Origin of the sequence: Pseudomonas sp. AP19, from assembly GCF_001728855.1 — a bacterium.
Lineage (GTDB): Bacteria > Pseudomonadota > Gammaproteobacteria > Pseudomonadales > Pseudomonadaceae > Aquipseudomonas > Aquipseudomonas fluorescens.
Map to the genome: position 1 here is coordinate 1 of NZ_LXJP01000043.1, position 26,643 is coordinate 26,643.

Here is a 26,643-nt window from a genome sequence, read left to right on the forward strand (position 1 = left end):
CCTTTTTTTTTGGCTACTGCTCTAATGCACGCAAGGGTTGATCACGCGACTGAGCGACAGGCACTACTTATTCACAGGCACCAAGTCGAAACGATTGATCTGGTATTGAAAAAGCAAACAATCCGGCCCCGCTCTACACCCACTGAAGTGCTTTAGCCCCGCAGGCAGCCAGTAATAAGAGCCTGGGGGATAGTCAACTGTTTTGCCGTCGATAATTGCGTAGAACGTCCCCTGAAGCACCACTGTCGGCAGCGCTTGCGTGTGACGATGGTAAGGATTATCTCTGCCACCGGGAAACCTTACGAAGGCCTCATAAGGCCCATTGCCCAAGAGATCGCCTTTCACATTGGCATAATAAATCCCCTGGCTACCCGGAACCTCCTTCCACACAAGAGCAGAGACGGGCTCAGAAATAGGGTCGTTCGGTTCCGGGGGCGGTATATAAGCCCATGCCGCCGTAGAGAGCATGAGGGTTGCGATAGCTACTTTAATTTTTGTCATGAAGGCACTCACCGTAAATTAATTACGCCTCAGCCTAAACGGGGAAATACTGCCACTTCAGACCCTGGACAGTCAGACAATAAAAGCTTTCCGCCTCTGAACTGACGGCAGGAAGTATGACTAATAACAGAGCTTGCCAGCGGCCCGCTTCATTAGTCACCTGGAAGTCTAGAAGAGGAAAAAACAAACGCCACTGTCGATCACATCCCGTAGTGCAACAACGTGGGCACATCTACATCCCACAGGATCCCTGGGTCATCGACGGCAACTTCTCGCAGGCCCGCACTGGCAAACAGCGGCTTGGCCCCACGGTCTCCGGTCAGCGCCATCAAAGCAGGGCCGAACGAACGTCCAAACGCGACGGGATGCCCATACTGACCGCAATGCACAGGCGCGCTGATGTCAGCCTCCTCCAGCGCGGCGATCACTTGCTCAATACTGGAAGGCAAGATAAACGGCATGTCTCCCAGCACTATCAGCCACCCCTCAGCCGCAGCGCTGGCCGCGACAGCTGCCGCAATACTGTCGCCCATGCCGGATGAATGCAGCAACAACACCTCACACCCGTAGAGCTGCGCCAGGCGAATCACTTCAAGCCGCTCTGGCGTGGTCACCACCCACCGCGCTACGACACGCTCAGGCAAGGTCATCAGCACTTGCTCGATGACCGGCCGCGTCACGCCATCGCGCCCCACGCAACGGGCCAGTAACTTATCCTGATCAACGCCGGCTTCAGCACGAAAGCGGCTGCCCTGCCCCGCTGCCAGCACAATCGCCGTAACCATTACTCAGCCGCCACCGGCAGCGGTTTCTTCTGCACCGGTGCCACGCCATTTTTGATCGCGACAATTTCCGCCATCAGTGACAAGGCAATTTCGGCCGGTGTGTGGCTACCGATATGCAGACCGATCGGCCCATGCAGACGTGCAATCGCCTCCGCCGACAAACCCAGCGCGGCCAGGGTTTCCCGACGTTTCTGCGTATTAACCCGCGAACCGAGGGCGCCAATGTAGAACGCCGATGAGTTCAGCGCCGTCAGCAGCGCCATATCGTCCAATCGAGGGTCGTGAGTCAGGCAGACGATGGCCGTGCGCTCATCCGTCTGGATATTCAATACCGCCTCATCCGGCATGCCGGGCACAAAGCGGCCATGTTGTTCTTCCCAGCCGTAGACGAACTCTTCGCGCGGGTCACAGATCAGCACTTCGAAATCCAGCAAGCGCGCCATCTCGGCCACATAACGCGACAGTTGCCCGGCACCGATCAACAACAAGCGCCAGCGTGGGCCGTAGATAGCGCGTAAGCGTTCGCCATCGAACGTCACCGTGTCGGTCTTGCTCGCCGCACCCAGGCTCACGTGGCCGGTGGCCAGGTCCAGCTCGCGGGCGACGATTTCATGCGCTTCGCAACGCTGCAGCAGCTCAGCGACCCAACGCCAGTCGTCCACCCGCTCTTCCGTCAAGCGCAACGTGCCGCCACACGGCAGGCCAAAACGCGCCGCTTCATCGCGGGTAACGCCGTAGGTCACCAACTGCACCGGCGGGCCGTCATCCACCCAGCGGCCGTCCTGCAACCGCGCAATCAAGTCATCCTCGATACAACCGCCGGACACCGATCCGATCACCACACCATCGCCGCGCAAGGCCAACATCGCCCCCGGTGGACGCGGTGCACTGCCCCAAGTCTGAACCACGCTGTACAACAGCACTCGCTGCCCGGCGCGGCGCCATTGGAGCACGCTGCGCAGGACATTCAGATCCACGCTATCCATCCAACCTCCGCCGCGTTATTGAAGAGCTATTGATTGACTGTAAAGCAAAAGATTCCAAAAGTGATCGGGTACAAACGCAAACGCCCCGAACAAGTCGGGGCGTTTGTGAGTGGCTTCGGCGTCAGTTCACGCCATCAACCTGTTACTTCACTGCAGCAGGCGCAGGACCTTCGGCCACACCCAGGTCATCTTCCGGACGGGTGTCGGAGATGCCGGTACCGCCGGATGCCAACTCGCTCTGCAGCTTGTCGGTGTCCAGTTCGTTGACCCACTTGGCCACAACGATGGTGGCAACGGCGTTACCCACCAGGTTGGTCAGTGCGCGGGCTTCGGACATGAAGCGGTCGATACCCAGGATCAGCGCCAGGCCGGCAACCGGCAGGTGACCAACGGCCGACAGGGTCGCGGCCAGCACGATGAAGCCCGAGCCGGTCACGCCTGCAGCGCCTTTGGAGGACAGCAGCAGCACCAGCAACAGGGTGATCTGGTGGGTGATGTCCATGTGGGTGTCGGTCGCCTGGGCGATGAACACGGCAGCCATGGTCAGGTAGATCGAAGTACCGTCGAGGTTGAAGGAGTAGCCCGTCGGAATCACCAGGCCTACTACGGATTTCTTCGCGCCCAGACGCTCCATCTTGATCAGCATGCGTGGCAGTGCGGATTCGGAGGAGGAAGTACCCAGTACGATCAACAGCTCTTCACGGATGTAGCGAACCAGCTTCAACACGCTGAAACCGTGCGCGCGGCAGATGGCGCCCAGCACCACCACCACAAACAGGATGCAGGTGATGTAGAAGCAGATCATCAGCTGGCCCAGTTGCACCAGGGAACCTACACCGTAGGCACCGATGGTGAACGCCATGGCGCCCAGGGCACCGATGGGGGCGAGCTTCATGATCATGTTGATGATGTTGAACATCACGTGGGCGAAGCGATCGATGAAGTCCAGCACCGGCTTGCCGTAGGCACCCAGGCGATGCAGGGCGAAACCGAAGATCACCGAGAACATCAGCACTTGCAGGATGTCGCCGTTGGCGAAGGCACCGACGATGGTGTTCGGGATCACATTGAGGATAAAGCCAACCACGCTCTGGTCTGCACCAGCGGTCACGTAGGCCGCGACTTTAGAGGCGTCCAGGGTCGCTACGTCGATGTGCATGCCGGCGCCCGGTTGCACAACGTTGACGACGACCAGGCCGATCAGCAGGGCGATGGTGGAGACCACTTCGAAGTAGAGCAGCGCGTAGCCGCCGGTTTTGCCCACCGATTTCATGCTTTGCATGCCAGCGATGCCGCTGACAACGGTGCAGAAGATGATCGGGGCAATGACCATTTTGATCAGCTTGATAAAGCCGTCACCCAGTGGCTTGAGGGCCACGCCGGTCTGCGGGTAGAAGTGACCGAGCAAAATACCGATAACGATTGCAACGATCACCTGGAAATACAGGGATTTGTAGATTGGCTGACGAGTCGTCATTGCAAAGTTCCTCAATCGCACCGTGTGGCAAAGATCCGCCATTGCCAACGACACTTGAATTGCGAACCCTCCTGCACTGGAGGGATTTGTTGTTTGCGAGGCCGGGTCTGTAGGAACAAGCCTGCGCTGTAATCCTTATCGCAAACGTCGTGCCACTTTGCTTAAAATCCCTGAAGGCCTTTAGACATCAGGGCTGGGGGTTTTCATGGCCTCGCCAGGGCCGCGCATAACGTGGCGGAAATCCGCCCACTCACCAAATCCCGTCCTACAATTTGGCGGATATCCGCCTTGTCGCCCCGCTCGGTGATGACTAACATCCGTCACTCCATGGACGAGGCCCTCACATGCGTGAACGTACCATCGCCAGCCACTACGCCCGAGCCGCCCTCGGCGGTGCGCGCCGGGCGGGTTACGACTATTCGGGTTTGTTGCTGCAGGTGGGCATCACGCCGGAGCTGCTCACCGAACCCCGCGCCCGAATCGCCCCGGAACAATTCACCCGGCTCCTGCAAATGCTCTGGCTGGCGCTGGACGACGAATACCTGGGGTTTGCCGAAGGCCCGAGTAAGCGCGGCACCTTCGCCATGATGTGCCACGCGCTGATTCATTGCCGCACCCTGGAGAAGGCTCTGGAACGCGGTTTATTATTTTATAGCCTATTCCCACAGGGTCCGCGCTGGCAGCTGACAAAAGAAGGCGAGATGGCTCGCTTGAGCCTGGACGATTCGCAACTGTGGGACCCGGACCACTTCCTCAGCGAATGCCTCCTGGTGATCTGGCATCGCCTGGGCAGTTGGTTGATCGGCCAGCGCATCCGGCTCCATCAGGCAACGTTCAGCTACTCAATGCCGACCCATGCCGGCGAATACGACCTGCTCTTCCCCTGCCCTCAGGTCTTCGGTGCGCCGCGCAGCAGCCTGGTGTTTCCCAGTCGCTACCTGAGCCTGCCGTTGCTGCAGGACGAGCGGACCCTCAAGCACTTTCTGGAGCGCTCCCCCGCCGACCTGCTGTCGCGGCCGGATGAAGGCGACAGCTTGAGCAGCCAGTTACGCCGTTTGCTCAGCCGCGACCGCAGCCCTTGGCCTGACCTTGAAGCTGTCGCGCAGCACCTGCACATCAGCGCGCAAACCCTGCGCCGGCATTTGCGTGAAGAAGGCACCAGCTTTCAGGCGCTCAAGGATGAGTTGCGCCGAGACATCGCCATCTACCATTTGGGCCGCGCAAATTTGTCTTTGCAGGCGATCGCCGAGCAGCTGGGTTTTTCCGAACCGTCAGCGTTTCATCGGGCGTTCAAGAAGTGGACGGGGCTGACGCCAGGGGCGTATCGGGCACAGGAAAGCTAGCGGGGTATTAGCTGGGCGGGGCGGGGCTCATCGCGGACAAGCCCGGCTCCCACCTGTAATGGGTGAATACCTTCAAAATGTGGGCGCTGGCTTGCCAGCGATGAGGCTGGTAGAGCCGCTGCACATCAAATACCCGGGAAGTGAATCCGGAACGCCGCGCCACCCAGCGGTGAATCGCCAAGCGTCAGGCGCGCACCATAGCTTTCGATGATGTCCTTGACCACTGCCAGGCCGATGCCCTGCCCCGGGTGCTGGCGATCCAGCCGTTCGCCCCGTTGCAGAATCCGCGCACGCTGATCGGGCGGCACGCCTGGGCCGTCATCTTCAATGCACAACTCGGTGCCTTCGAGGTTTTCCACCAGGCTGATGCGCACTTCACTCAGGCACAGGCGATAAGCGTTTTCCAGCAGGTTGCCGAGCATTTCGAGCAAGGCGCCCTTCTCGATGGGTACATCGCATTCCGGCGGCAAGTCAAAAGACACGGTGACGCGTTTGTCGCGGTAAACCTTATCGAGGGTGTCACACAGGCTTTGCAACACTGGCTCAAGACGTACCTGGTGACGCACCAGGCCACTTTTGCGCAAGCTGGCGCGCTGCAATTGATAGCCGATCTGCTGGCTCATGCGTTCGATCTGCGATTGCAAGACCCAGGCCTGACCACGCTCCTCCGGCCGCTGGGCCATGTCTTCACTCACCCCCTGCAGCACGGCCAGCGGGGTTTTCAGGCTGTGGGCCAGATCGTCGAGGGAATCGCGGTAACGCGCACGTTGCTCACGCTCGCTGTGCAGCAAACGGTTGAGGGAGCCGGTCAGGCGCAGCAGTTCGCGGGGGTGTTCTTCGGTCAGGCTTTCGCGGGTGCCGCCTTCGATCTGGTCAAGTTCCTGGCTCAGGCGCCGCAGGGCTTGCAAGCCCCAGGTCAGGCCCAGCCACAGCAGGGTCAGCAATACGAGCAAGGCCGCGCCAAACCCGAGGTAGAGGTTTTCCTGCAGGCCTTCAAGGGTCAATTGGTATTCGCGCACCGGTTGCAACGCCACGATACTGAACGCCGCACTCTTGCCGCCCAACAGCTTGACCTCCACGTCATACACGAAGAACTCCTGGCCACTGGCTTCGCGGATACGCGCAAACTCGTTGCCACGCCCGTCATAGCGCGGCTTGTAGTTGATGTTCTCTTCCTGGGTCGCCCGTGAGCGCCACACCAGATGGCCTTCTCGGTCGTAGATATAACCGAGCAGACGGCTGTCAGTGAGGTTGAAGCGCTCGTCCGGCAACTGCGCCGGCATCAGCAGGCGGTTGTTTTCGACCCGCGCGGCGGAAATCAGGGTGGTGACGTCCGACGCCAGGCGCTGCTCGATGGAATCCTGCAGCGCCAGGCTGAACGCGCCTTGCATGGCCGGCAACAAGCCCAGCATAAACAGCACGGCCAGGGTGGTGGCCGCGAGCATCAAGCGCACACGTAGCGAGCGAATCAACGGCAGCGCTCATTGAACAGGTAGCCCAGGCCACGCACGGTGTCGATCGGCTTGAACCCGGCCGGGCCTTCCAGCTTGCGGCGCAGGCGCCCGACCAGCACTTCGATCACGTTCGGATCACGCTCGTCGTCATCGGGGTAGAGCTGTTCCATCAAGCGGTCCTTGGCCACCACCTGCTGATGGTGACGCATCAAGTATTCGAGAATCCGATACTCGTAGGCAGTCAACGCCAGCGGTTGCTCATCCAGGGAGGCTTGCTTGCGATTCAGGTCCAGCAGCAGCGGCCCGGCGACGATGGTCGACTGGGTAAACCCGCTGGAGCGGCGCAGCAAGGCGTTCATCCGCGCTTCCAGTTCTTCGAACTGGAACGGCTTGACCACATAATCGTCGGCGCCGGCGGCCAGGCCTTCGACCTTGTCCTGCCAGTTGCCGCGCGCGGTGAGGATCAAGATCGGGAAGGTCTTCGCCTGGCTGCGCAGTTGGCGGATCAGGTCCAGGCCGCCCATGCCGGGCAGGCCCAGGTCGATAATCGCCAGGTCGTGGTTGAATTGCCCGGTCTGGTACAGGGCTTCCTCGGCATTGGCCACGGCTTCGACCACGTGACCGCTGTCAGTCAGGCGAGTGAACAGGTGATGACGCAGCAGCGCCTCATCTTCCACGACCAGCAATTTCATAAGGCTCTCCAAGGCGATTCAACTGTCCGACAGGGGAATATCATAGCGGCCCTGCAAGTCTTGCGGGCGCAGTTTAATGCCATTGTATTGGCCCGTCAGGTGTGTGTAGCCGGTGCGATAAGCGGGCTGCGGCGTGACTTGCCCCAGAAACTGCCCCCACGGCGCGGCCTGACTGCCCGCGTCGTCGAAGCTGACACGATGGATCAGGTTGCTGGATTTTTTGGTTTTTTCGCCACCAAATGCCGCAAATGCGCCGTCCGAAGCCTGGACCCCGGCTGTAGCACTGAGCATGGTTAACGCCAACATCAGCTTTTTGATCACAGTCATGGTGCTTACCTCTACGCGTTTGGCTGTTGAAGCCAGACTACGCAGGCGCCCCTGAACTCCCCCTGAACAGGCTCTGAACCTGGCCTGAACCGTTGCGGGCTATCCACTGGCGTGCCAACTCGGCAAAATACCGCACATGACGCCCTTACCCGCTTGCTGCACCCCACTCGATGCCCACTGGCCGCTGCCCGTTCCATTACCAGGCACGGTGTTCCTCAGCACGCGATTCGACCCGGCCTTATTGATCGCCGACGATTTTCAGCGCAGTGCCGTGCCGCCGCCGCCCAGCATCCAGCGCTCGGTGGCCAAGCGCCAGGCAGAATTCCTCGCCGGCCGCCTGTGCGCCCGCGCGGCATTGCAACAGCTTGATCAGCTCGATTGCGTACCGGCCATCGGCGAAGACCGCGCGCCGGTGTGGCCCGGGCATATCAGCGGCTCGATCACCCACAGCACTGGGCATGCGGCAGCGATAGTCGGGCACAAGGCACAATGGCGCGGGCTGGGCATGGACCTGGAGAATCTGCTGACACTGGAACGCGCGGAGCGCCTGGCCGGGGAAATTCTCACCACCGATGAATTGCAGCGCATGGCCGCGCTGCCGCGCGAGCAGATCGCCTTACTGGTAACGCTGACCTTTTCGGTCAAGGAAAGCCTGTTCAAGGCGCTCTACCCGATCGTGCAGAAGCGCTTTTACTTCGAGCATGCCGAGGTGCTGGAGTGGTCGGCGGCCGGGTATGTGCGGCTGCGGTTGCTGACGGATTTGTCTGCACAGTGGTGCCATGGCACGGAGTTGGAGGCGCAGTTTGTGGTGGATGGGGAGCAGTTGTTGAGCCTGGTGGCTATCAGCGCCTGATCCAGCGTTATCGCAGGCAAGCCAGCGCCCGCAGGAGAATGCATTCCAACGGTGGGCGTGGGCTTGCCCGCGACAGCAGTGTCAGGGTTTATCCTGATCCCGCGGCCAACTCAGGCTAAAGCACGCCCCGCCCAAATTGTTGCTCTTGCTGATCAACGCCCGTCCGCCGTGCCAATAGATAATCCGTCGCACAATCGACAAACCCAGGCCATGCCCGCCCGATGCACGGGTGCGGCTGTCGTCCAGACGCAGGAAAGGCGTAAAGATCCGCTCCCAGGCGCTTTCCGGCACACCGGGGCCGTCGTCTTCCACATCGATGCGACAACGCACCTGGCCCACCTGATAGCTGATCAACACCTGGCCCTGGGCATGGCGCATGGCATTGCTCACCAGGTTTTGCAGGGCCCGGTGCAAGTAGCGCGGCTCGGCGTCGACCCAGGCGTCATCCCAATGTGCCGAAGACAGGCAGATGCCCCGGGCGACGTTGACCTGCGGGCGCAGTGGCGATAATTCGCCGATCACCTGATCCAGTAACGCATTGAGGTCGACCCGCTGGAAATTCAGCGCCGGTGCGCCTTGCTCCAGGCGGGCATAGGTGAGCATTTCGTCGACCAGGCCATCCAAGTCCTGGATATCGCTGTCCATGCCTTCCAGATATTTGCGCCGCGCCTCGGGAGTGGCGGCATCGCCGATCATCTCCAGACCAAAGCGCAGGCGTGCCACCGGGGTGCGCAGCTCGTGGGACACCGCACGCACCAGCTCGCGCTGGATCGCCAGCAATTGCTGCAAGTGCTCGGCCATGCCATTAAAGGCCGCGGCCAAGCGCCCCACCGAGTCGGCACCCCGAGCCGGGACACGCACCTCAAGGTTGCCTTTGGCGATGCGGGTGGCCGCCGCTTCCAGGCCTTTAAGGCGTCGCTCAAGCTGACGCACCAATAAATAGACGATCAGGCCGATCAGGGTCAGGCTGATCAGCGCGATCAGGATCAGCCATTGCGGCGGGTAAGGGCTCATTTGATACAGCGGGCCGATTTCCAGTACCCACGGCGTACCGACCATGCCGGCAAACACGCGGATTGAATCGCCGCCCTTGCCCAACGCCATCACCGTATCGCCTTCCGACACCCGACGGCGCTGGTCGTCGTCCATGTCGGCCGCGTCCAGGGTCATGAGGTGCATGTCAAAACCAAAACCCTTGGCTTCCTTGATATCGGCCAGTTTCTGCGGCTGCTCGGCGACCGGGAAGCGCACCAGTTCGTCCGCCAGCAGGTAAATAGTCGCGCGGGCCAGTTGTTCGCTGATCTGCTGGACTTCGCCGCTGAGTACCAGTTGCGACTGCTCACTGACCAGGCGCAGCACGCGCGCCGCATGCGGCCCGGTCTGCTCCACCAGCACCTGGCCGCGTTGCAGGCGAGTGCGCTGGCCCAGGTCCAACTGCGCGTCGGCCAGCGGGCGCAATTCCAGGGGAATGCCCAACAAGCGTTCCCACACCGCCAGGGCACGCTGGCGCTCGATCGGGCTCATGGGCTGCAGGTTGTCGCCCATCAACGCGAAAGTGCCGTGGGCCAGGCGCTCACGGTACTGGCCGCTGCGCACTTCGTTGAGCAGGTGCAAGGCCAGCACGCCCAATAACGCCACTAACACCAGGGCCGCGCACATGCCGCCGTAGATGCGCAGAAAGATCGAGTTCACAGCGGCATATCGGCAGCGGCTTCGGGGACGAACAGGTAGCCTTTGCTGCGGATGGTCTTGATCAGCCGTGGGTGGATCGGGTCGTCGCCGATCTTCGGTCGAATGCGTGAGATACGCACGTCAATGGAGCGGTCCTGGCCGTCGTAGCCAATACCGCGCAAGGCGATAAAGATTTCTTCGCGCGACAGAATGCGCCCGGCATTGGCGACCAGCAGCCACAACAGGTCGAATTCGGCGCTGGTCAACTCGATGCCGCCCTCATGCAGCCAGGCTTCGCGCAGGGCGTTGTCCACCACCAATGGGCCGAATTGCAGGCGGCGCTGGTTTTCCACGGCAGCAGGCTCCGCGGGCTCGCTGCGCCGCAGCAAGGCCTGGATACGTGCCAGCAACAAGCGCGGGCGCACGGGCTTACACACATAGTCGTCGGCGCCCATGTCCAGGCCAAGCACCTGGTCCATGTCGTCGGTGCGCGCAGTGAGCATCAGAATCACACCGTCATAGCGCTCGCGGACGTTGCGGCAGATGCTCAGGCCATCTTCCCCCGGCAGCATCAGGTCGAGGATCACCAGATCAGGCTGTTCGGCGATGATGCGCGCCGCGGCCTGGGCGCCATCGCTCTCCACCGACACCTGCAAGCCGTTGCTCTCCAAGTATTCACGGGTCAACTCGGCCAATCGCTCGTCGTCCTCGACAATCAATATTTGCCAGGCTTCTTGCTCCACGGGTGATCCTCGTCGCGCTCTAGAGAGTGGTCATGACACGGCGATCAAATCGGTGGGCTGGCTTGCCTGTTCGCCCAGTTTGATGTTCACCGGTCATAGCCTGTTTGTAATGTTGTGCGGGCATAACACTGACTGTCAGTAGGCCGATTGTAGCCACGGGCCAGCCCTCCAGCACAAGCCGGGAAATCCATTCGGTGATCGCGTTTTTTTGTGATAGGGTTCGCGCCCCCAAAATTCCAATCAGCTGTTTTTACCTTGGAATATTCAGTGACAAACGGCGCAATCCAGCCGCACTGCGGCCTACACGGGCGTTCCATGTTTCATACACATTTTACCCACAGCGTTATCCACAGGTAGTGCGTTGCTAAGACCCCCAAAACGCATTATCTTGTACCTCGGCGCTAAAAAAACCCTACATGTAGGGTTTCAAGCGAAAAACCAAACACAGATCAGACAAGAAACTCAAGTGCTTTCTTGCTCCCGTTTGGTTGAACCAACGCATTTTTTGAAAGCCCAAACCGCGCACGCGGATGGCAGCCGTTTTCCCGCCACAAGGGCGAAAAACGGTACGGGTGTTGCAGTGCTTGGAGCGAGCAACTGTCACCCAACAGGAATACGGCGCAGGGTTCTTTAATGGCCCGAGCCGAAGACTTCGGCATGGAAGCGGCGCGATGAGCTCCCTTCCTCCTGTCCCGAAGTTGTTATGCCAGGCCAAGGCCTGTTGTAAGTGCTTCAGGACGGAACGGTGGGCACCGTGATGGTGCCCAAATAAATATAGAATGTGGAGACAACCCCCCATGCAAACCGACACAACTCGCGAGAACCCGCAGGGCTCCGTGCCGCAGGCCGCTGATTCGAACCTGGATCTGTCCGCCACCGCACCTGGCCAATTGCGCGTGATCAAGCGTAACGGCACTGTCGTTCCTTACACCGATGACAAAATCACCGTCGCCATCACCAAAGCGTTTCTTGCAGTTGAAGGCGGCACCGCTGCTGCCTCGTCGCGCATCCACGACACCGTTGCCCGCCTGACCGAACAAGTCACCGCAACCTTCAAGCGTCGCATGCCCTCGGGCGGCACCATCCACATCGAAGAAATCCAGGACCAGGTTGAACTGGCCCTGATGCGTGCCGGCGAGCAGAAAGTGGCGCGCGACTACGTGATCTACCGTGACGCCCGTTCCAAGGAACGCGCCGTACGCACCCCGGCTGAAGAAGCGGCCGTGCAAGCTCACCCCTCGATCCGTATCACCCTGGCTGACGGCACGTTTGCGCCGCTGGACCTGGGCCGCCTGAACACCATCATCACCGAGGCCTGCGAAGGCCTGGAAGAAGTCGACGGTGACCTGATCCAGCGCGAAACCCTGAAAAACCTGTACGACGGCGTAGCCCTGACCGACGTCAACACAGCGCTGGTGATGACTGCCCGTACCCTGGTTGAACGTGAGCCGAACTACTCGTTCGTGACCGCGCGCCTGCTCATGGACACCCTGCGTGCCGAAGGCCTGGGCTTCCTCGGCGTCGCCGACAGCGCCACCCACCACGAAATGGCCGACCTGTACGCCAAGGCCCTGCCTGCCTACATCGCCAAGGGTATCGAATTCGAATTGCTGAACCCGATCCTGGCCACCTTCGACCTGGAAAAACTCGGCAAGGCGATCAACCACGAGCGCGACCAGCAGTTCACGTACCTGGGCCTGCAAACCCTGTACGACCGTTACTTCATCCACAAGGACGGTATCCGCTTCGAACTGCCGCAAGTGTTTTTCATGCGCGTGGCCATGGGCCTGGCGATTGAAGAGAAGCACAAAGAAGACCGTGCCATCGAGTTCTACAACCTGTTGTCGTCCTTCGACTACATGTCGTCGACGCCGACCCTGTTCAACGCCGGCACCCTGCGTCCACAGCTGTCCAGCTGCTACCTGACCACCGTGCCGGATGACCTGTCGGGCATCTACCACGCGATCCACGACAACGCCATGTTGTCCAAATTCGCTGGCGGCCTGGGCAACGACTGGACCCCGGTGCGTGCCTTGGGTTCGTACATCAAGGGCACCAACGGCAAGTCCCAGGGCGTAGTACCGTTCCTGAAAGTGGTGAACGACACCGCCGTAGCGGTCAACCAGGGCGGCAAGCGCAAAGGCGCTGTCTGTGCCTACCTGGAAACCTGGCACATGGACATTGAAGAGTTCATCGAGCTGCGCAAGAACACCGGTGATGATCGTCGTCGTACCCACGACATGAACACCGCCAACTGGATCCCGGACCTGTTCATGAAGCGCGTCTTCGATGACGGCCCGTGGACCCTGTTCTCGCCATCCGAAGTACCGGACCTGCACGACCTGACCGGCAAGGCCTTCGAAGAGCGTTACGAGTACTACGAAGCCCTGTCCCAGTACCCGGGCAAGATCAAGCTGTTCAAGACCATCCAGGCCAAAGACCTGTGGCGCAAAATGCTCTCCATGCTGTTTGAAACCGGCCACCCATGGCTGACCTTCAAAGACCCGTGCAACCTGCGCAGCCCGCAGCAGCACGTGGGCGTGGTCCATAGCTCGAACCTGTGCACCGAGATCACCTTGAACACCAACAAGGACGAGATCGCCGTTTGCAACCTGGGCTCGATCAACCTGCCGAACCACATCACCAACGGCAAGCTGGACACCGCCAAGCTGGAACGCACCGTGAACACCGCCGTTCGCATGCTCGATAACGTTATCGACATCAACTACTACTCGGTGCCACAAGCGAAGAACTCCAACTTCAAGCACCGTCCGGTCGGCCTGGGCATCATGGGCTTCCAGGACGCGCTGTACCTGCAGCACATTCCTTACGGTTCCATTGCAGCCGTCGAGTTTGCCGACAAGTCGATGGAAGCGGTCAGCTACTACGCGATCCAGGCTTCCTGCGACCTGGCCGATGAGCGTGGTGCCTACGAGACGTTCCAGGGCTCGCTGTGGTCCAAAGGCATCCTGCCGCTGGATTCGCAACAGATCCTGATCGAGCAACGTGGCCAGAAGTACATCGACGTTGACCTGAACGAATCCCTGGACTGGGCACCGGTACGTGCCCGTGTGCAGAAAGGTATTCGTAACTCCAACATCATGGCCATCGCGCCGACCGCCACCATCGCCAACATCACTGGCGTGTCGCAGTCGATCGAACCGACCTACCAGAACCTGTATGTGAAATCGAACCTGTCGGGCGAATTCACCGTGATCAACCCGTACCTGGTTCGCGACCTTAAAGCCCGCGGCCTGTGGGACTCGGTCATGATCAACGACCTGAAGTACTACGACGGTTCCGTGCAGCAGATCGAACGCATCCCGCAAGAACTCAAAGAGCTCTACGCGACCGCTTTCGAAGTGGACACCAAGTGGATCGTTGACGCCGCCAGCCGCCGTCAGAAGTGGATCGACCAGGCTCAGTCGCTGAACCTGTACATCGCCGGCGCATCGGGCAAGAAGCTCGACGTGACCTACCGCATGGCGTGGTACCGTGGCCTGAAAACCACTTACTACCTCCGTGCCCTGGCCGCGACCAGCACCGAGAAGTCGACCATCAACACCGGCAAGCTGAACGCTGTTTCCAGCGGCAACCACGGTGATGATTCGGTTCTGGCTGCTCCAGCCGGCCCGGCGCCAGTACCAAAGGCTTGCGCGATTGACGAGCCGGATTGCGAAGCTTGCCAATAAGCTGAGCGGTTATTGAAAAGCCCGTTAACCGAAAGGTTAACGGGCTTTTTAAATTGACTGCCGGGCGTACACCGCTGCTGCGCTATTTAAATGCGTAGGCTCCCCCCCAATACCAATCCTCTCTCTCAGGTCGACCACCTCGCCCACCCCATAGCTCTGTGTGCCCTCCGATCACCGCCATCGTATGTTCCTTATACGCGACAACACCCAATGCACCCGAGGCAAGCTCATCACTGGAGGATTTCCGGTACATGTTTTTGAGCCCCAGGCGATTCAGCGCTTCATCGGGGCGTTCACCGTCGTTCAAACTCACCAATGCGTCCTGATAGCTATTCTTGGCATTGTGATCATTACCATAACCATAACCTTCGTTACCCTCCATATGAGCCCGCTTGGCACTGGCGGCGTACATGAAGTTGGCGTTGGTGATCATTTCGGCATCCGTTCCTTGGAACCTGGCCTGTTGCGCCGCCTGCACCAATTCTGCTTTGCTCAAATCGAGCTCGAACCCATCGCGCATCTTCACGCTAAAGCCGTCGCCTTTCGGTTGAACGTCCATGAATACGTCAGTTGGTTTGTTGCCGAACTTCATCATTGCGGCCTTTATCGCTGCAACCGTGGTGCAATTTCCGTCCGGCCCCTGGCTGAAGCCAGACCAGATATTGCCGGCCTCGTTGCCCATTCCTGGCTTAGTCCCAGGGTTGCTCTTGTCCAGCTTGTAATTTGAGTAATGGGCGCCTGCGGTGAAAGGCTTATTACTCATGGACTCTACCGAGCCAAAACCACCCCGATCAAATCCGCCACTGCCATTCCCACTCCCACTGCCATTACCACTACCTTTGCCAATGGGTGGAGAAGGTGTGGAAGATTGCTCATCTGGAAACAGATCCGGAAATAACCTCTTCAAAAACGCAAGCCAATCTTCAGACGCTTCTTTTTTCAGCTGTTCAAGGATCGCCTTGAACTTCTCGTCCCCCAGCGCCTTTCGCCTTTCATTCAGCTTGTCACGCAGGTCTTGGGCGGTCTGGCTCTTGAACATCTTCTCTGCATCATCAAGCTCTTTGAGAAGCTGGGTGACCGTCTCCTTGTCCTTATGGGTATCTACATCATCCTTTTTTTGGTCTTTTCGGCTTACGCCGCCCAGATACTGGCCTGCCCCTAACACGTCATAACGCACGCCCCCAGCCCCATGGCCGGGCACCGATGAATTCCACATACCAAGCCCCTTTTAAAGACAGGATCCAACGCCTTTCGGCTTGATGTGTGGAAAGAACGATGTAGTCAGTTCCAATCAGCGCGTGTCGTCTGGCGAACGGGCAGCGGGTAAGAAAAGGGCTGAATGCCAAATGACAGGCAAAAAAAACCCCTCGACTGAGGGGCTTTCGCTTCGCTTGCGCGTCAGGGCTAACGCATCAGGTCATCTGAATGATGGTCTGCATGATGGTGCTCTGGGTGGAGATCGTCTTGGCGTTCGCCTGGTAGTTGCTCTGGGCCTTGATCAGGTCCACCAGCTCGTTGGTCAGGTTGACGTTGGAGTTCTCCAGGGATTTGGACACGATCGAACCCAGCGTACCGGATTGCGGGGTGTCGTAACCCGGCTGGCCCGATGCGAAGGTTTCTTTCCAGGCCGTGCCGCCCGCCGGCTGCAGGCCCTGCTCGTTGTTAAAGCTGGCCAGGGAAAGCTGGCCGATGGCCTTGCTCTGCTGGTTGCTGAAGGTGGCGAACATCACACCGTTACCGTCAATGCTCAGGCCGGTGATCTGGCCGGTGGCGTAGCCATCGGTGACCGGCGGGTTGCGGTAAGTGGCCGAGTTGTACTGGGTAATATTGGCCATGTTAATGGCAATCCCGCCAGGGTTGGCGTTCGCACCGTTTTTGGTCCACACACCGTTGGTCACGGTGCCCGGCACCCAACCGGTCAGCTGCAAGGTGGTGCTGGAGGTTGTACCGGTGATAATCCCGGTGAGTTTGCCGGAACCGTCGAAGCTCAATGTCGAGGCGACCGGAGGCGTCGAACCCGTGCCGGTAGGTGCCGAACCGTCAGGGTTACGGCCATCGATCAGGGTGTAGGACTTCCAGGTGTTGGAATCCGTTTTGACCACGTATTGCACCATTGGGTGGGCGTTACCCTGGGTGTCATACAACGTGGTGTTGTATTGGGTGCTGAAGGTGGTGGAATCGGTCGGATCGAACGGCTTGAGCGTTTGGTCGATCACCGGCGACGAGGAGTTCAGGTTACTGGTGGAATCCACCTTGCTGGAAGCCTTCGGCGGCAGGTTCGACAGGTTCAATTGCAGGTCGGTCAGTGCACCTTTGACGATATTGCCATCGGCGTCCGCCGCGTAGCCTTGCAGGCGCGAGGTGCCGGTATTGTTGGTGATATAGCCGTCTTTATCCGAGTGGAACGAACCGTTGCGCGTGTATTCCAGCGAGCCGTCGCTGCCCTTCTGCACAAAGAACCCGCCACCCTGGATCGCCATGTCCAGCAGACCGCCGGTGTTGTTGACGTCGCCCTGGGTGAATTGCTGTGACACTGCCGCCAGGTTCACACCGCTGCCGACACTGTTCTGGCCGGTGCCGAGCTTGGACGCCGCGTAAATGTCCGAAAACTCCGCGCGGGACGATTTGAAACCGGTGGTCGCAACGTTGGCAATGTTGTTGCCAGTGACGTCCAGTTGTTTGTTGGCCGCATAGAGACCGCTAAGGCCGATATTAAAAGACATGTTTCTCTCCCTCTGCCGTATTGAGCCGGCTCTATGTACCGATAGTCTGAATTTGCGACAGCTTGACGCTGCCCATGCCGCCAGCCAGGTTCAGCAGCATTTCGCCGCCGGTCTTGCTCAACGTCACGCTGGTCACCGTTGCCGGCAGCGACGTCAGCAGAGCAACCGAGTCGCCCTTGTCATTCTTGGTGCTGGCCGCGAAGGTGTAAGTCCCGGCTGGCGCGACCTCACCTTTGTCGTTCTTGCCGTCCCAGATAAAACTGGAATCGCCGGCGCTCTGGGTGCCCATATCGATGGTGCGCACCACATTACCGTCCTTGTCGGTGACCTTGACGGAGACGTTGCCCGTCGCCGACGTTACCGCCACCGAACCGGTCATGCTCTTGCTGGTATCAACCATCGCCTTATCGGTCTGGGTGATGATCGAACGCCCAACCAGCGACGACGCCTGCAGCGCCTGCGAGGAGCTGAAGTTGCTGGAGATCGAATTCACCGAGTCGTTCAGCGTGTTGATGCCTTCCAGGCTACTGAACTGCGCCAACTGCGCCACGAACGCGCCGTTGTCCTGAGGCGACAGTGGGTTCTGGTTTTTCAGTTGGGTCACCAGCAGCTGCAGGAACGCATCTTTGCCCAGCGCCTGGTTACCCGTGGCCGCCTTGGCAGCCGAGTTGAGGCCGCTGTTGTCCGTCGCGGTCTTGACCTTGGTGTTGAACAGGTCCTGAACCGCCGTGTTGGGTGTAGAAGTGGTATCAACGATGGCCATTATTTGGCGCCCCTTATCACTGACCCAGGGTCAGGACCTTCTGCATCATGGTTTTGGCGGTGTTCATCATTTCCGCGTTGGTCTGGAACGAGCGGCTGGCGGAAATCATGTCGGCCATTTCCTCGACCACGTTGACGTTGGGGTAGTACACGTAACCCTTTTCGTTCGCGGCGGGGTGGTTAGGCTCGTAACGGGCCTCCAGGTTGCTCTGGTCTTCGACCACACCGAGTACCTGCACGCCTTGGCCTGCGGCATCCTGATTCTGGAACAGCGAATCGCCGCTACCGCTCTGGCCGGCCTGGCCGCCCTGGAACATGGTGGCGAACACCGGGTGACGGGCGCGGTAAGTCTGGTCAATGCTCGAAGACACGGTCTCGGCGTTGGCGATGTTACTGGCGACGGTGTTCAAACGCGTGGTCTGCGCGCTCATGCCACTGCCGGCAATATTGAAAACACTGGCTAGGGACATGGCTTATTCTCCACGCAGGGCTGACATCAGCCCTTTGAATTTGCTGTTGAGCAGGGTGAAGCTGGCCTGGAAGTTCACCGAGTTCTCGGCGTAGGCCGATTGCTCAAGTTGGGCATCCACGGTGTTCTGATCGATCGACGGTTGCATCGGCGTGCGATACAGCAGCGACTCGTCACCACTGCCCAGGCCTTGCGCTTCAATATGACGGCTGTTGGTCATGTTCAAGGCAAAGGTGCCGTTCTTGGTCTTGTCCTGCTGCGCCGCGAGCACAGCGGAGAAGTCCAGGTCCCGAGCCTTGTAGTTCGGGGTATCGGCGTTGGCAATGTTGTTGGCCAGGACTTCAGCACGCTGGGCGCGGAAGCCCAGGGCTTGTTCGTGGATACCGAGCGCTTTATCGAAGCTGATGCTCATGGCGGAAACCTTTAGGCTGACCTGCTTTTCGTATCTGGGTTATAGCAAGGCGCATGCCAATTCGTTCAAGGCCCGTAATTCAAGGGTTTGCGAGGGGAATGCCGGCGGCAATGCCAGAAAAGCGGCAACGAACTTCCGCGTGGCGCCAGGAAAGCGGCAACCGCGGTTGCCGCTTTTACACATGGGCGGCAATGGTGCAGAGGAGGACATCGAGGGTACCGGCAGGCCTGACCGTTGGTCCGCACTGTCATTTCTGACAGTTGCGGAGCCTGCCGCCCCGGATGCTTGATTGCGCGGACACCCTTTCCTGAATAGCGCAGAGGCTCTACATGCTGACCATCCCGACCCTCGGCTTCAAGTTACAAGACACAGCCCAGCCGATCCCGAACCTGAACACCAACCTGCTGGTGGGTAACTACGCAGAATTGACCTCCGCTATTCCCGTGCTGCGAGCCGATTTCATCAATGTAAACATGAGCAGCAGCATCACCGGCGGCGTGTACAACCAAAGCTTTGAGGTAGGGGCAGATGCGCCCTCTCTCAACATTTCGATACCCCGGGCGTTTGTTGAAGCCAACATAGGCAACTACGTACAACTACTGTTGCGCATCAGCCGTAACAGGGTCATTTCTTCCGCGCCGACCGCGACGGTGAGCATTAATAAAGGCCCCGTCGTCGTCCCCCCCACCCCAACCACCGTATGGGATTTCAGCGATGGCACTTTCCAAGGCTGGGTACCTCAGGGGCCTTACGTCGGCGGGTTGCTGCGTATTAGCAATGGCAGCGTGGTGGCCGACATCCCCAACAGCCAAGCAACCAGTGCCCACATCATTTCCCGCGCAGTGCCGGTGATTGCAGGGCGCACGTACGATTGCAGCTTCGAGGTCATTGGCGGTATGGCCACCAGTGACGGCTCGACCCTGTACATGACGATAAATGGCAGCCGGATCGGCACCGACGTACAGAACATTACCAGCGCACAGCGGCAAACCGGGACAGGGACATTCACGGCGCCCCTGACGGGCGACGTCCGTCTAGGCATTTTCAATGCGAAGGTACCCAACGGGATTCATCGTCTTTCCCTGGGCAATATCCGAATGATCGCCAGGCCCTGAGTCACTCCGAGCCGTCGGCACCCCTACTTTGAGCCCATGAAAAACGGGAGGCCCTTGCGGGCCTCCCGTTTGTTTTGACTCAACCCCCCATCACTTCGCCTGGTAAATGATGCCGGGGCTGCACTGCACCATCTGGTAATGATCCGGCAGGCCGTTCAACGCCTCGGACGCCCCGAGGAACAGGTAACCGCCGCGCTTGAGCGTGCCGTGAATGCGCAACAGGATGTCCTTCTTCACTTCCGCCGAAAAGTAGATCAGCACGTTGCGGCAGAACACCATGTCGAACTTGCCCAGGCTGGCGTAGCTGTCGAGCAAGTTGAACGAACGAAACTCCACCCGGCTCTTGATGGGCGCCTTGACGGCCCAACGCCCCGCGCCTTTGGAGTCGAAGTAACGCTGCAGGCGTTCCTGGGACAAACCACGGCCCAGGGCCAGGCTGTCGTACTCACCCGTTTTGCAATTGGTGAGCATCGTGCCGGACAGATCGGTGGCGACAATTTGCGCGCCGGCCTTCAGTTGCCCCATGTTGGTCCGCTCGAACTCGTCGATGGACATCGAAATCGAATACGGTTCCTGCCCCGAAGAGCAGGCAGCCGACCAGATTCGCAGCCGCTGGCCCGGGCTGGCCTTGATGGCCTCCGGCAGCACCTTGCTCTTGAGCACTTCGAAAGGGTAGGTGTCGCGAAACCATAAGGTTTCATTGGTGGTCATCGCATCGACCACCATTTCTTTGAGCCCGCTGCGTGGCTGCCCCTGAATACGCTGAACCAACTCACCCAGGGACTTGATGCCCTGCTGTTCCATCAGCTTGTTGAGACGGCTGGATACCAGGTATTGCTTGTTTTCACCAAGCAATATGCCACAGGCTTTTTCCAGGAAGACCCGGAACTGTTCGAAATCCAAATTACCCGTAGACAATGATACCGCCTCTTAAATCGTGTGACCGCCAGGAGGAAATCCTCCTAGCTGTGATCTGCTGCCTTGATCCGGTCGACAACCCGGGATGCCAGGTCATCAGGACGGAATTTGGCCAAAAAGTCATCGGCACCGACTTTCTTGACCATCGCCTGATTGAATACGCCCGACAACGAAGTATGCAGGATGATATGCAATTTTTGCATGCGTGGATCGTTACGTATCTCGGCCGTCAGGGTATAGCCGTCCATTTCTGGCATCTCGATGTCGGAAATCATCATCAAGAATTCTTCTTCCGGCTTCTTGCCTTCATCCACCAGCTTGCGCAGGTAATCCAGGGCCTGGCGACCATCGTTGAGCGCCACCACTTCAACACCGACGGTTTGCAGGCAGCGGCTCACCTGTTTGCGTGCCACCGAGGAGTCATCCACCGTGAGCACACGCAGGGAAATCGCCTTGTGCGCGGTCTCGGCGTCCACGACACCCACCGAAATCGATTCCGAGGTAGGGGCCACTTCGGCGAGGATCTTCTCCACGTCGATAATTTCCACCAACTGGTTATCGACCCGCGTCACCGCCGTGAGGTAGTGATCGCGCCCGGTGCCCTTGGGTGGCGGATGGATCTCCTCCCAGTTCATGTTGACGATGCGCTCCACCGAGCGCACCAGGAAACCCTGGGTCTTGGTGTTGTACTCGGTGATGATCACGAACGGGTTCTCGCGGTCCTGCAGACCGGCGGAACTCGTGGCCAGGGCCAAGTCAAGAATCGGTATGGTCGCGCCACGAATGTTGGCCACGCCGCAGACCACAGGGCTGGATTTGGGCATTATGGTGAGCTTGGGGCACTGCAACACTTCCCGCACTTTAAACACATTGATGCCGTACAGCTGTTTGCCATCCAGGCGGAAAAGCAACAACTCCAGGCGATTCTGCCCTACCAGCTGTGTGCGCTGGTTTACTGAATCCATTACTCCTGCCATGCCCAGACTCCTACGCTAAAACCTTTGGGGGTACGACGCGTACCCAACACTAAACGGCACGAGCTTTGCTATTTATTGATTTATGAACCTTATAACGACAGTTTCCCGACGCCTTCGCCTCCCACGGTATAGCAGATTGCTCTGCGTCTCGATGGCACTGCTCGCCTTGGGCTCGGGCGTCACGGCACGTGCAGATAACGTCACCTTGCCTGATCTCCTTATCGGCGTCACTCAAGGCTTTCTTGAGTTCACTGTAGAAGATTATCTGGCGACCACACAGACACCTGGGCGTTATGAAATCCAAGTCAACCCGTTAGACCCGCGCCTGCGCATGCCAATGTGCGACAAGGAATTGACGGCCTCACTGGAAAGCCCCGCCCAGCCCATCGGCCGCGTGACGGTAAAGGTGCGCTGCGAAGGTGCATCGCCCTGGACCGTGTTCGTGCCGGCACAGGTCAAACTGTTTCGCGATGTCGTGGTGGTCACTCGCCCGCTCAAACGCACGGGTATCATCGGTTTTGAAGACGTCGCCCTGCGCGAACGGGATATCAGCCTGATCAATCAGGGCTACCTCACCTCGCTGGATCAGGCGGTCGGGCAAAAACTGACCCGACCAATGGTGACCGATCAGGTCATCACATTGGTCCACCTGGAACAGGCTGAAGTGATTCGCAAGGGCGACCAGGTGGTGATTTCCGCCAGCAGTGGCGGGCTGACCGTCAAGATGCCGGGCGAGGCGCTGTCCAACGGCGGCATGAGCGAACAGATTCGAGTCAAGAACCTCAATTCCAACCGTGTCATCAAGGCGCAGGTGACTGCACCAGGCCAAGTTGAGGTGGCGTTATAGATCACTGGTATCAAACGCCAGCTTTTCCTACACTGTGCGTTGGATGTCGGCCTGTGCAGGTTTATTGTCAATCGAACCTAAAGTTTGTTCGGGTATGGCCGAAAACATGGCAAGCGTCCAAATACCCAGAGGTTTTTTTATCATGGTCATTGATTTCAGTCGTTTGAATAACACCCCGGCTTTGCCCGGCAATACGCGCACCAGTGGTGCCAAGGACAGCGTAGAGGCCAAAGCCCAGCCCCTGCCCGCCAAGGCAGAACAGGCCGGCGCCAGCCAGAGTGGGGAATCGGTACACCTGAGCAATGAGGCTCAACAGTTGCAGAAGGTCACTGACTCGCTGCGCGATCAACCCGTTGTCAATAAAGCCCGCGTGGCCGAATTGAAGCAGGCGGTCGCCGATGGCAGCTATAAAGTCGACAGCAACCGTGTAGCCAGCAAGCTGCTTAACTTCGAAGCCGAGCGCTAGGCAAAGGCCTGCGCAGGGCTTTTGGACGCTTAAACCCCAAGGCCAGCCATGCACCACGACGAACATTTGCTCCAACTGATCATTGATGATCTGGCGCCGACGCAACAGTTGCTCGAGCTGCTCAAAGAAGAATCCCTGGCCCTGTACGGCCGGGACATGCGCTTGCTGGAAGAAATTCTGGCGCGCAAGCAGTCGCTGATCGTGCTGCTGGAGCAGCATGGCAAGAAGCGCAGCGAAATTCTCATCAGCCTTGGCCTGCCGGCTGATCACGACGGCCTCGCACAACTGGCCAGCCATTCTTCGGTTGGCGATCAGTTGCTGGCGCAGAGCACCGCACTCAATCAGTTACTCGCCCAGTGCCAGGAAGCCAACCTGCTCAATGGCCAGTCGATCCAGCTTCAGCAAGCTACGACCGCCAACCAGCTGCGTATACTTCACGGTGGAGAACCTCCGGCGCTTTATAACGCCCAAGGTTCCACCTCACGTCTGGTCAAGCCAAGCACCCGCAGCCAAGCCTGACGCCGGTTTACAGCGCGCCCTATCCAAGGCGCGCAACATGCTGGCAAAATGCCGGTTCTTGCGTGTAGTCGTATTTTGTCTGGAGATGGAAGAACCGTGTTCAACGCCCTTAATGCGGAAGATGCTCCGCAGCCACCCAAGGTGCTCACCACGCCTCTGGAAATCGCCAGCACATTACGGATGCTGCAAGAGAGTCATGATCCGCTGATCATCACCTTCCACGAACGCAGTCAGCGCTTCCAGAGCTACCTGGTGGCCGTTGACCGGGACAGCAAGACACTGGCGCTGGACGAAATGATCCCCCGTGACGGTGAACGTTATCTCGAGAATGGTGAGCCGTTCCGTATCGAAGGCTTCCATGAAGGTGTGCGCGTCGCTTGGGAAAGCAATGGCACGCTGACCATCAGCGAAAAAGACGGCCATCGCATCTACACCGGCAGCATGCCTGCCGAGGTGGTCTACCATCAGCGCCGCAATGCCTTCCGGGCCGCGTTGAAGCTGGCGCAACTGGTCAACATCGAACTGGGTGGCGAAAAACTCAAGGCGCCCATCAGCGGCAAGTTGCTGGATATATCCGCCACTGGCTGCAAGTTGCGCTTTGAAGGGGATATTTCCGAACGCCTGCAGCTGGGCCAGGTCTATGACCGCTTTATCGCCGCCCTGCCCTTCGGCAGCATGACCACTTCCGTCGAACTGCGTTACCTGCACTTCGAAGACAAGATCAACACCACCTTCGCCGGCGTGCGCTTCCACAACATGAGCGGGCTGGTGCAGCGCCAGGTGGAACGTTTTGTGTACCAGCTACAGCGCGAAGCGCGGCGGTTCGACAAGGACGACGATTTTTAAGCCTTAACGATCGCGGCAAAAAAAAAGGGCAGATCCTGATGGGATCTGCCCGTTTTTGCTATCAGGGGCGCGCCCTGCTCAGATCGTGAGGATGGTCGTCTGGGCCGAGCGGCTCCGGCGGCCCTTCGAACGCCGGTTCATCGGCTGGCGACTGCGGATCCGCTTCAGGCTCCGGTTCCGGGTCAGGCACCACGGTCTGCATCTGCTCCTGCACCACCGCCTCGTCCACGCGAGGGTCCAGGCACGCGACCAGCGGCGAGCTGGACATGCTGTCGGGCATCGCCACGTGGTGCAGTGGCGCATCATCCACCTGATGCAGGTTGGTCACCGCTTTCGGCCGGATACGCCAGACCAGAATCAACGCACACAGGCTGAAAAACGCATACAGCATGTGGCTGCCGAACAGCTTCATGACCACACCGGCCAAGAGTGGCCCGACACTCGCACCAACCCCGTAAGTCACCAGCAACATGGCCGTCAGCGACACTCGGCGATCACCCTCAACATGGTCGTTGGAAAACGCTACCGCCAGCGGGTACAGGCAGAATTGCACCAGCGAACACAAGAACCCAGCCACGAACAGCACTTCCAAAGGCACGTGGGTCATCACCGCCAACGGCAACGCCGCCACCGCCAGACACAAGGCAAAGCAGCGAATCAACAAGGCCCGGTCATAACGGTCCGACAACCAGCCCAACGGCCATTGCACCAGCAGACCGGCGAAAATGCAGCTACCCATAAACAGACCGACCTGCTCAGTGGTCAGCCCCTGCTGTGAGGCGTAGAGCGGCGCCAAACCGTAGAACGAACCCACGATCAACCCCGCGCCCAAAACCGTACTGAGCGACTGTGGCACCCGCTTGATAAAGAAGCGCGGTTCCATCGGGGCGGGATGCAGGGGCGCTGGGTGAATCCGTCGCGTCATGGCCACGGGCACCAGGCACAACGCAAAGCACAAAGCGACCAGCATCAGCAATTCAAGACCGAGCTCGGGGTGCATCACCAGGATCAACTGACCCAACACCAACCCCAGGTAGGACGCGATCATATAGCCGCTGAACACCACGCCTCGCTGCTTGGCATCCGCCTGCTCGTTGAGCCAGCTTTCGATGACCATGTATTGGCACATCATGCCCAGACCCACAATCATCCGCAGCACGATCCAGGCCGGCAGCCAGTTGATCAGGCCATGCCCGAGCACCGCCGCACCGACAATCCCGGCGCAGGTGGCATATGCACGAATGTGCCCGACCCGGGCGATCAGGCGGTGACCGATCTTGCCACCCAGCACCAGGCCAAAGTAGTTGGCCGCCATGAGCGCACCCACCCATAAACTGTCGACATGGTCGGCCGCCAGGCGCAAGGCAAGGTAAGTACTGAGCAGGCCGGACCCGATCAACATCATCAAGGAGGCGAAATAAAGGGCTCGAAAAGATTTCCAGATTTGGCGCATCGGCGTTCCGAGCGGCTCCTTGCAGTGAGGGACAGGGCTATCGGAATGATAGTCCGGTGTTACCAGGCCCGGACAGGCGATAAAGGCTGTTTTCCGGGAATATTTTGCTTAATAGCTCAGACGCTGCCTGGCCGGTTGCAAGGTACAAAGGTTGCGATAAATAACCACGCACCTGCTGTGAACGCTGATCACCGGCAAGGTTCGACCGGTGTTCGTCAAGCACGCACAAAAAAGCCCCGCCAGAGCAATCTGCGCAGGACTTTTTAGAGGAGCCACGAATCTGGCGCCCCACGGCCGGTTCGATTCCTTGTCTTGGTCACCCCTTTATAACCAACGAGTCTAGTCACCAAGGCGCGCATTCGTGAAAGACGGCTAGCCTCGTAATCGAGTAGCGATGGCAGGGATGTCGCTACTCGTTCTGCTAGCAATGACTAAAGGAAATACCTCCCATGGACGGCTCCGCGATCACAACGTTTCAGATTATGAGCGTTGTCCTGCGTTTTGCTTGGCGACCATGAGAAAACGGCTCAGAACCAACCCAGCGTGATGCGCCGGGCGGGTGCTGGTTCGTGCACCTACAGCAATGCTCATGCTGTCGTCATTTCGTCTTGG

The 26,643-nt window shown here is 59.2% G+C and carries 25 protein-coding genes; 8 read left to right on the forward strand and 17 right to left on the reverse strand.

Features of this window, described 5'->3' with window-relative positions; translation table 11 throughout:
- Positions 1 to 63: 63 nt before the first annotated feature.
- The 4 genes from A7D21_RS24495 to A7D21_RS24510 form a co-directional block, all read right to left on the reverse strand.
- Positions 64 to 501, reverse strand: a complete 438-nt coding sequence (locus tag A7D21_RS24495) for a cupin domain-containing protein (RefSeq protein WP_069552877.1) — start codon at positions 499 to 501, stop codon at positions 64 to 66.
- 200 nt (positions 502 to 701) lie between these two features.
- A complete protein-coding gene (locus tag A7D21_RS24500) occupies positions 702 to 1,286 on the reverse strand; it encodes an NTP transferase domain-containing protein (RefSeq protein ID WP_053257569.1) in 585 nt (194 codons plus the stop codon).
- Entirely contained in the window at positions 1,286 to 2,272 is a 987-nt protein-coding gene (locus A7D21_RS24505) for an XdhC family protein (protein ID WP_053257570.1), read from the reverse strand. The genes A7D21_RS24500 and A7D21_RS24505 overlap by 1 nt, the downstream gene beginning before the upstream one ends.
- Before the next feature lie 142 nt (positions 2,273 to 2,414).
- A complete protein-coding gene (locus tag A7D21_RS24510) occupies positions 2,415 to 3,749 on the reverse strand; it encodes a dicarboxylate/amino acid:cation symporter (protein ID WP_053257571.1) in 1,335 nt (444 codons plus the stop codon).
- A gap of 344 nt (positions 3,750 to 4,093) precedes the next feature.
- Here A7D21_RS24510 and A7D21_RS24515 point away from each other — a divergent pair, with 344 nt between their 5' ends.
- Entirely contained in the window at positions 4,094 to 5,092 is a 999-nt protein-coding gene (locus tag A7D21_RS24515; RefSeq protein ID WP_053257572.1) for an AraC family transcriptional regulator, read from the forward strand.
- 125 nt (positions 5,093 to 5,217) lie between these two features.
- On the opposite strand, the gene A7D21_RS24520 is transcribed toward A7D21_RS24515, so the two are convergent.
- The 3 genes from A7D21_RS24520 to A7D21_RS24530 are packed head-to-tail and all read right to left on the reverse strand — an operon-like array spanning position 5,218 to position 7,565.
- Positions 5,218 to 6,564 carry an ATP-binding protein gene (locus A7D21_RS24520; protein ID WP_069552878.1) on the reverse strand — a complete coding sequence of 449 codons (1,347 nt, stop codon included), beginning with the start codon at positions 6,562 to 6,564 and terminating at the stop codon, positions 5,218 to 5,220.
- On the reverse strand, positions 6,561 to 7,238 hold the full coding sequence (locus A7D21_RS24525; RefSeq protein ID WP_017138377.1) for a response regulator: 678 nt from the start codon (positions 7,236 to 7,238) through the stop codon (positions 6,561 to 6,563). Before A7D21_RS24525 ends, A7D21_RS24520 begins: the two co-directional genes overlap by 4 nt.
- An 18-nt stretch (positions 7,239 to 7,256) precedes the next feature.
- Positions 7,257 to 7,565 carry a hypothetical protein gene (locus tag A7D21_RS24530; protein WP_053257574.1) on the reverse strand — a complete coding sequence of 103 codons (309 nt, stop codon included), beginning with the start codon at positions 7,563 to 7,565 and terminating at the stop codon, positions 7,257 to 7,259.
- A 136-nt stretch (positions 7,566 to 7,701) separates the two neighbouring features.
- On the opposite strand from A7D21_RS24530, the gene A7D21_RS24535 reads away from it, so the two are divergent.
- Positions 7,702 to 8,418: a 4'-phosphopantetheinyl transferase gene (locus tag A7D21_RS24535; RefSeq protein WP_069552879.1), complete on the forward strand. Its 717-nt coding sequence runs from the start codon at positions 7,702 to 7,704 to the stop codon at positions 8,416 to 8,418.
- An 81-nt stretch (positions 8,419 to 8,499) separates the two neighbouring features.
- Here the strand turns inward: A7D21_RS24535 and A7D21_RS24540 are convergent, their stop codons facing one another.
- On the reverse strand, positions 8,500 to 10,110 hold the full coding sequence (locus A7D21_RS24540) for an ATP-binding protein (protein ID WP_069552880.1): 1,611 nt from the start codon (positions 10,108 to 10,110) through the stop codon (positions 8,500 to 8,502).
- Entirely contained in the window at positions 10,107 to 10,832 is a 726-nt protein-coding gene (locus A7D21_RS24545; protein ID WP_053257577.1) for a response regulator, read from the reverse strand. The genes A7D21_RS24540 and A7D21_RS24545 overlap by 4 nt, the downstream gene beginning before the upstream one ends.
- Before the next feature lie 797 nt (positions 10,833 to 11,629).
- Here A7D21_RS24545 and A7D21_RS24550 point away from each other — a divergent pair.
- Positions 11,630 to 14,524 carry a ribonucleoside-diphosphate reductase subunit alpha gene (locus A7D21_RS24550; protein WP_053257578.1) on the forward strand — a complete coding sequence of 965 codons (2,895 nt, stop codon included), beginning with the start codon at positions 11,630 to 11,632 and terminating at the stop codon, positions 14,522 to 14,524.
- Positions 14,525 to 14,606: 82 nt separating this feature from the next.
- On the opposite strand, the gene A7D21_RS24555 is transcribed toward A7D21_RS24550, so the two are convergent.
- From A7D21_RS24555 to flgB, 5 genes are all read right to left on the reverse strand, one after another.
- The gene (locus tag A7D21_RS24555; protein WP_069552881.1) at positions 14,607 to 15,740 is read right to left on the reverse strand and encodes a hypothetical protein; all 1,134 of its coding nucleotides are present in this window, start codon (positions 15,738 to 15,740) and stop codon (positions 14,607 to 14,609) included.
- A gap of 196 nt (positions 15,741 to 15,936) precedes the next feature.
- Positions 15,937 to 17,247 carry a flagellar hook protein FlgE gene (flgE, locus tag A7D21_RS24560; RefSeq protein WP_053257580.1) on the reverse strand — a complete coding sequence of 437 codons (1,311 nt, stop codon included), beginning with the start codon at positions 17,245 to 17,247 and terminating at the stop codon, positions 15,937 to 15,939.
- A 31-nt stretch (positions 17,248 to 17,278) separates the two neighbouring features.
- Positions 17,279 to 18,010, reverse strand: coding sequence for a flagellar hook assembly protein FlgD (gene flgD / locus A7D21_RS24565; RefSeq protein ID WP_053257581.1), 732 nt, complete (start codon positions 18,008 to 18,010; stop codon positions 17,279 to 17,281).
- A 16-nt stretch (positions 18,011 to 18,026) separates the two neighbouring features.
- Positions 18,027 to 18,479 carry a flagellar basal body rod protein FlgC gene (flgC, locus tag A7D21_RS24570; protein ID WP_017138385.1) on the reverse strand — a complete coding sequence of 151 codons (453 nt, stop codon included), beginning with the start codon at positions 18,477 to 18,479 and terminating at the stop codon, positions 18,027 to 18,029.
- Between the two features lie 3 nt (positions 18,480 to 18,482).
- Positions 18,483 to 18,890, reverse strand: coding sequence for a flagellar basal body rod protein FlgB (gene flgB / locus A7D21_RS24575; RefSeq protein ID WP_053257582.1), 408 nt, complete (start codon positions 18,888 to 18,890; stop codon positions 18,483 to 18,485).
- Positions 18,891 to 19,219: 329 nt separating this feature from the next.
- Here flgB and A7D21_RS24580 point away from each other — a divergent pair, with 329 nt between their 5' ends.
- Positions 19,220 to 20,005, forward strand: coding sequence for a hypothetical protein (locus tag A7D21_RS24580; RefSeq protein WP_069552882.1), 786 nt, complete (start codon positions 19,220 to 19,222; stop codon positions 20,003 to 20,005).
- A gap of 90 nt (positions 20,006 to 20,095) precedes the next feature.
- Here A7D21_RS24580 and cheR read toward each other — a convergent pair whose 3' ends face one another.
- Positions 20,096 to 20,923 (reverse strand): protein-glutamate O-methyltransferase CheR, encoded by an 828-nt coding sequence (cheR, locus tag A7D21_RS24585; protein WP_053257584.1) that lies wholly within the window; start codon positions 20,921 to 20,923, stop codon positions 20,096 to 20,098.
- Between the two features lie 44 nt (positions 20,924 to 20,967).
- On the reverse strand, positions 20,968 to 21,900 hold the full coding sequence (locus tag A7D21_RS24590; RefSeq protein ID WP_053257585.1) for a chemotaxis protein CheV: 933 nt from the start codon (positions 21,898 to 21,900) through the stop codon (positions 20,968 to 20,970).
- An 82-nt stretch (positions 21,901 to 21,982) separates the two neighbouring features.
- Between A7D21_RS24590 and flgA the strand changes: the two genes are divergently transcribed.
- The 4 genes from flgA (at position 21,983) to A7D21_RS24610 (ending at position 24,578) form a co-directional block, all read left to right on the forward strand.
- A complete protein-coding gene (flgA, locus tag A7D21_RS24595) occupies positions 21,983 to 22,747 on the forward strand; it encodes a flagellar basal body P-ring formation chaperone FlgA (RefSeq protein WP_053257586.1) in 765 nt (254 codons plus the stop codon).
- A gap of 142 nt (positions 22,748 to 22,889) precedes the next feature.
- Positions 22,890 to 23,213: a flagellar biosynthesis anti-sigma factor FlgM gene (gene flgM / locus A7D21_RS24600; protein ID WP_053257587.1), complete on the forward strand. Its 324-nt coding sequence runs from the start codon at positions 22,890 to 22,892 to the stop codon at positions 23,211 to 23,213.
- A gap of 48 nt (positions 23,214 to 23,261) precedes the next feature.
- Complete coding sequence (locus A7D21_RS24605) at positions 23,262 to 23,732, forward strand: flagella synthesis protein FlgN (RefSeq protein WP_053257588.1); 471 nt, start codon at positions 23,262 to 23,264, stop codon at positions 23,730 to 23,732.
- A 96-nt stretch (positions 23,733 to 23,828) separates the two neighbouring features.
- A complete protein-coding gene (locus A7D21_RS24610) occupies positions 23,829 to 24,578 on the forward strand; it encodes a flagellar brake protein (RefSeq protein WP_053257589.1) in 750 nt (249 codons plus the stop codon).
- 61 nt (positions 24,579 to 24,639) lie between these two features.
- On the opposite strand, the gene A7D21_RS24615 is transcribed toward A7D21_RS24610, so the two are convergent.
- On the reverse strand, positions 24,640 to 26,031 hold the full coding sequence (locus A7D21_RS24615; RefSeq protein WP_069552883.1) for an MFS transporter: 1,392 nt from the start codon (positions 26,029 to 26,031) through the stop codon (positions 24,640 to 24,642).
- Between the last annotated feature and the right edge of the window lie 612 nt (positions 26,032 to 26,643).

What these genes read in the sequence shown, in the direction of transcription:
- A7D21_RS24580 (WP_069552882.1), top strand. Translation starts at nt 19,220, where the DNA reads ATGCTGACCATCCCGACCCTCGGCTTCAAGTTACAAGACACAGCCCAG.
- A7D21_RS24510 (WP_053257571.1), bottom strand. Translation starts at nt 3,749, where the DNA reads ATGACGACTCGTCAGCCAATCTACAAATCCCTGTATTTCCAGGTGATC.
- A7D21_RS24590 (WP_053257585.1), bottom strand. Translation starts at nt 21,900, where the DNA reads ATGGCAGGAGTAATGGATTCAGTAAACCAGCGCACACAGCTGGTAGGG.
- A7D21_RS24495 (WP_069552877.1), bottom strand. Translation starts at nt 501, where the DNA reads ATGACAAAAATTAAAGTAGCTATCGCAACCCTCATGCTCTCTACGGCG.
- A7D21_RS24605 (WP_053257588.1), top strand. Translation starts at nt 23,262, where the DNA reads ATGCACCACGACGAACATTTGCTCCAACTGATCATTGATGATCTGGCG.
- A7D21_RS24535 (WP_069552879.1), top strand. Translation starts at nt 7,702, where the DNA reads ATGACGCCCTTACCCGCTTGCTGCACCCCACTCGATGCCCACTGGCCG.
- flgB (WP_053257582.1), bottom strand. Translation starts at nt 18,890, where the DNA reads ATGAGCATCAGCTTCGATAAAGCGCTCGGTATCCACGAACAAGCCCTG.
- flgC (WP_017138385.1), bottom strand. Translation starts at nt 18,479, where the DNA reads ATGTCCCTAGCCAGTGTTTTCAATATTGCCGGCAGTGGCATGAGCGCG.
- A7D21_RS24555 (WP_069552881.1), bottom strand. Translation starts at nt 15,740, where the DNA reads ATGTGGAATTCATCGGTGCCCGGCCATGGGGCTGGGGGCGTGCGTTAT.
- A7D21_RS24525 (WP_017138377.1), bottom strand. Translation starts at nt 7,238, where the DNA reads ATGAAATTGCTGGTCGTGGAAGATGAGGCGCTGCTGCGTCATCACCTG.
- flgD (WP_053257581.1), bottom strand. Translation starts at nt 18,010, where the DNA reads ATGGCCATCGTTGATACCACTTCTACACCCAACACGGCGGTTCAGGAC.
- A7D21_RS24515 (WP_053257572.1), top strand. Translation starts at nt 4,094, where the DNA reads ATGCGTGAACGTACCATCGCCAGCCACTACGCCCGAGCCGCCCTCGGC.
- flgE (WP_053257580.1), bottom strand. Translation starts at nt 17,247, where the DNA reads ATGTCTTTTAATATCGGCCTTAGCGGTCTCTATGCGGCCAACAAACAA.
- flgM (WP_053257587.1), top strand. Translation starts at nt 22,890, where the DNA reads ATGGTCATTGATTTCAGTCGTTTGAATAACACCCCGGCTTTGCCCGGC.
- A7D21_RS24530 (WP_053257574.1), bottom strand. Translation starts at nt 7,565, where the DNA reads ATGACTGTGATCAAAAAGCTGATGTTGGCGTTAACCATGCTCAGTGCT.
- A7D21_RS24500 (WP_053257569.1), bottom strand. Translation starts at nt 1,286, where the DNA reads ATGGTTACGGCGATTGTGCTGGCAGCGGGGCAGGGCAGCCGCTTTCGT.
- flgA (WP_053257586.1), top strand. Translation starts at nt 21,983, where the DNA reads ATGAACCTTATAACGACAGTTTCCCGACGCCTTCGCCTCCCACGGTAT.
- A7D21_RS24550 (WP_053257578.1), top strand. Translation starts at nt 11,630, where the DNA reads ATGCAAACCGACACAACTCGCGAGAACCCGCAGGGCTCCGTGCCGCAG.
- A7D21_RS24615 (WP_069552883.1), bottom strand. Translation starts at nt 26,031, where the DNA reads ATGCGCCAAATCTGGAAATCTTTTCGAGCCCTTTATTTCGCCTCCTTG.
- A7D21_RS24505 (WP_053257570.1), bottom strand. Translation starts at nt 2,272, where the DNA reads ATGGATAGCGTGGATCTGAATGTCCTGCGCAGCGTGCTCCAATGGCGC.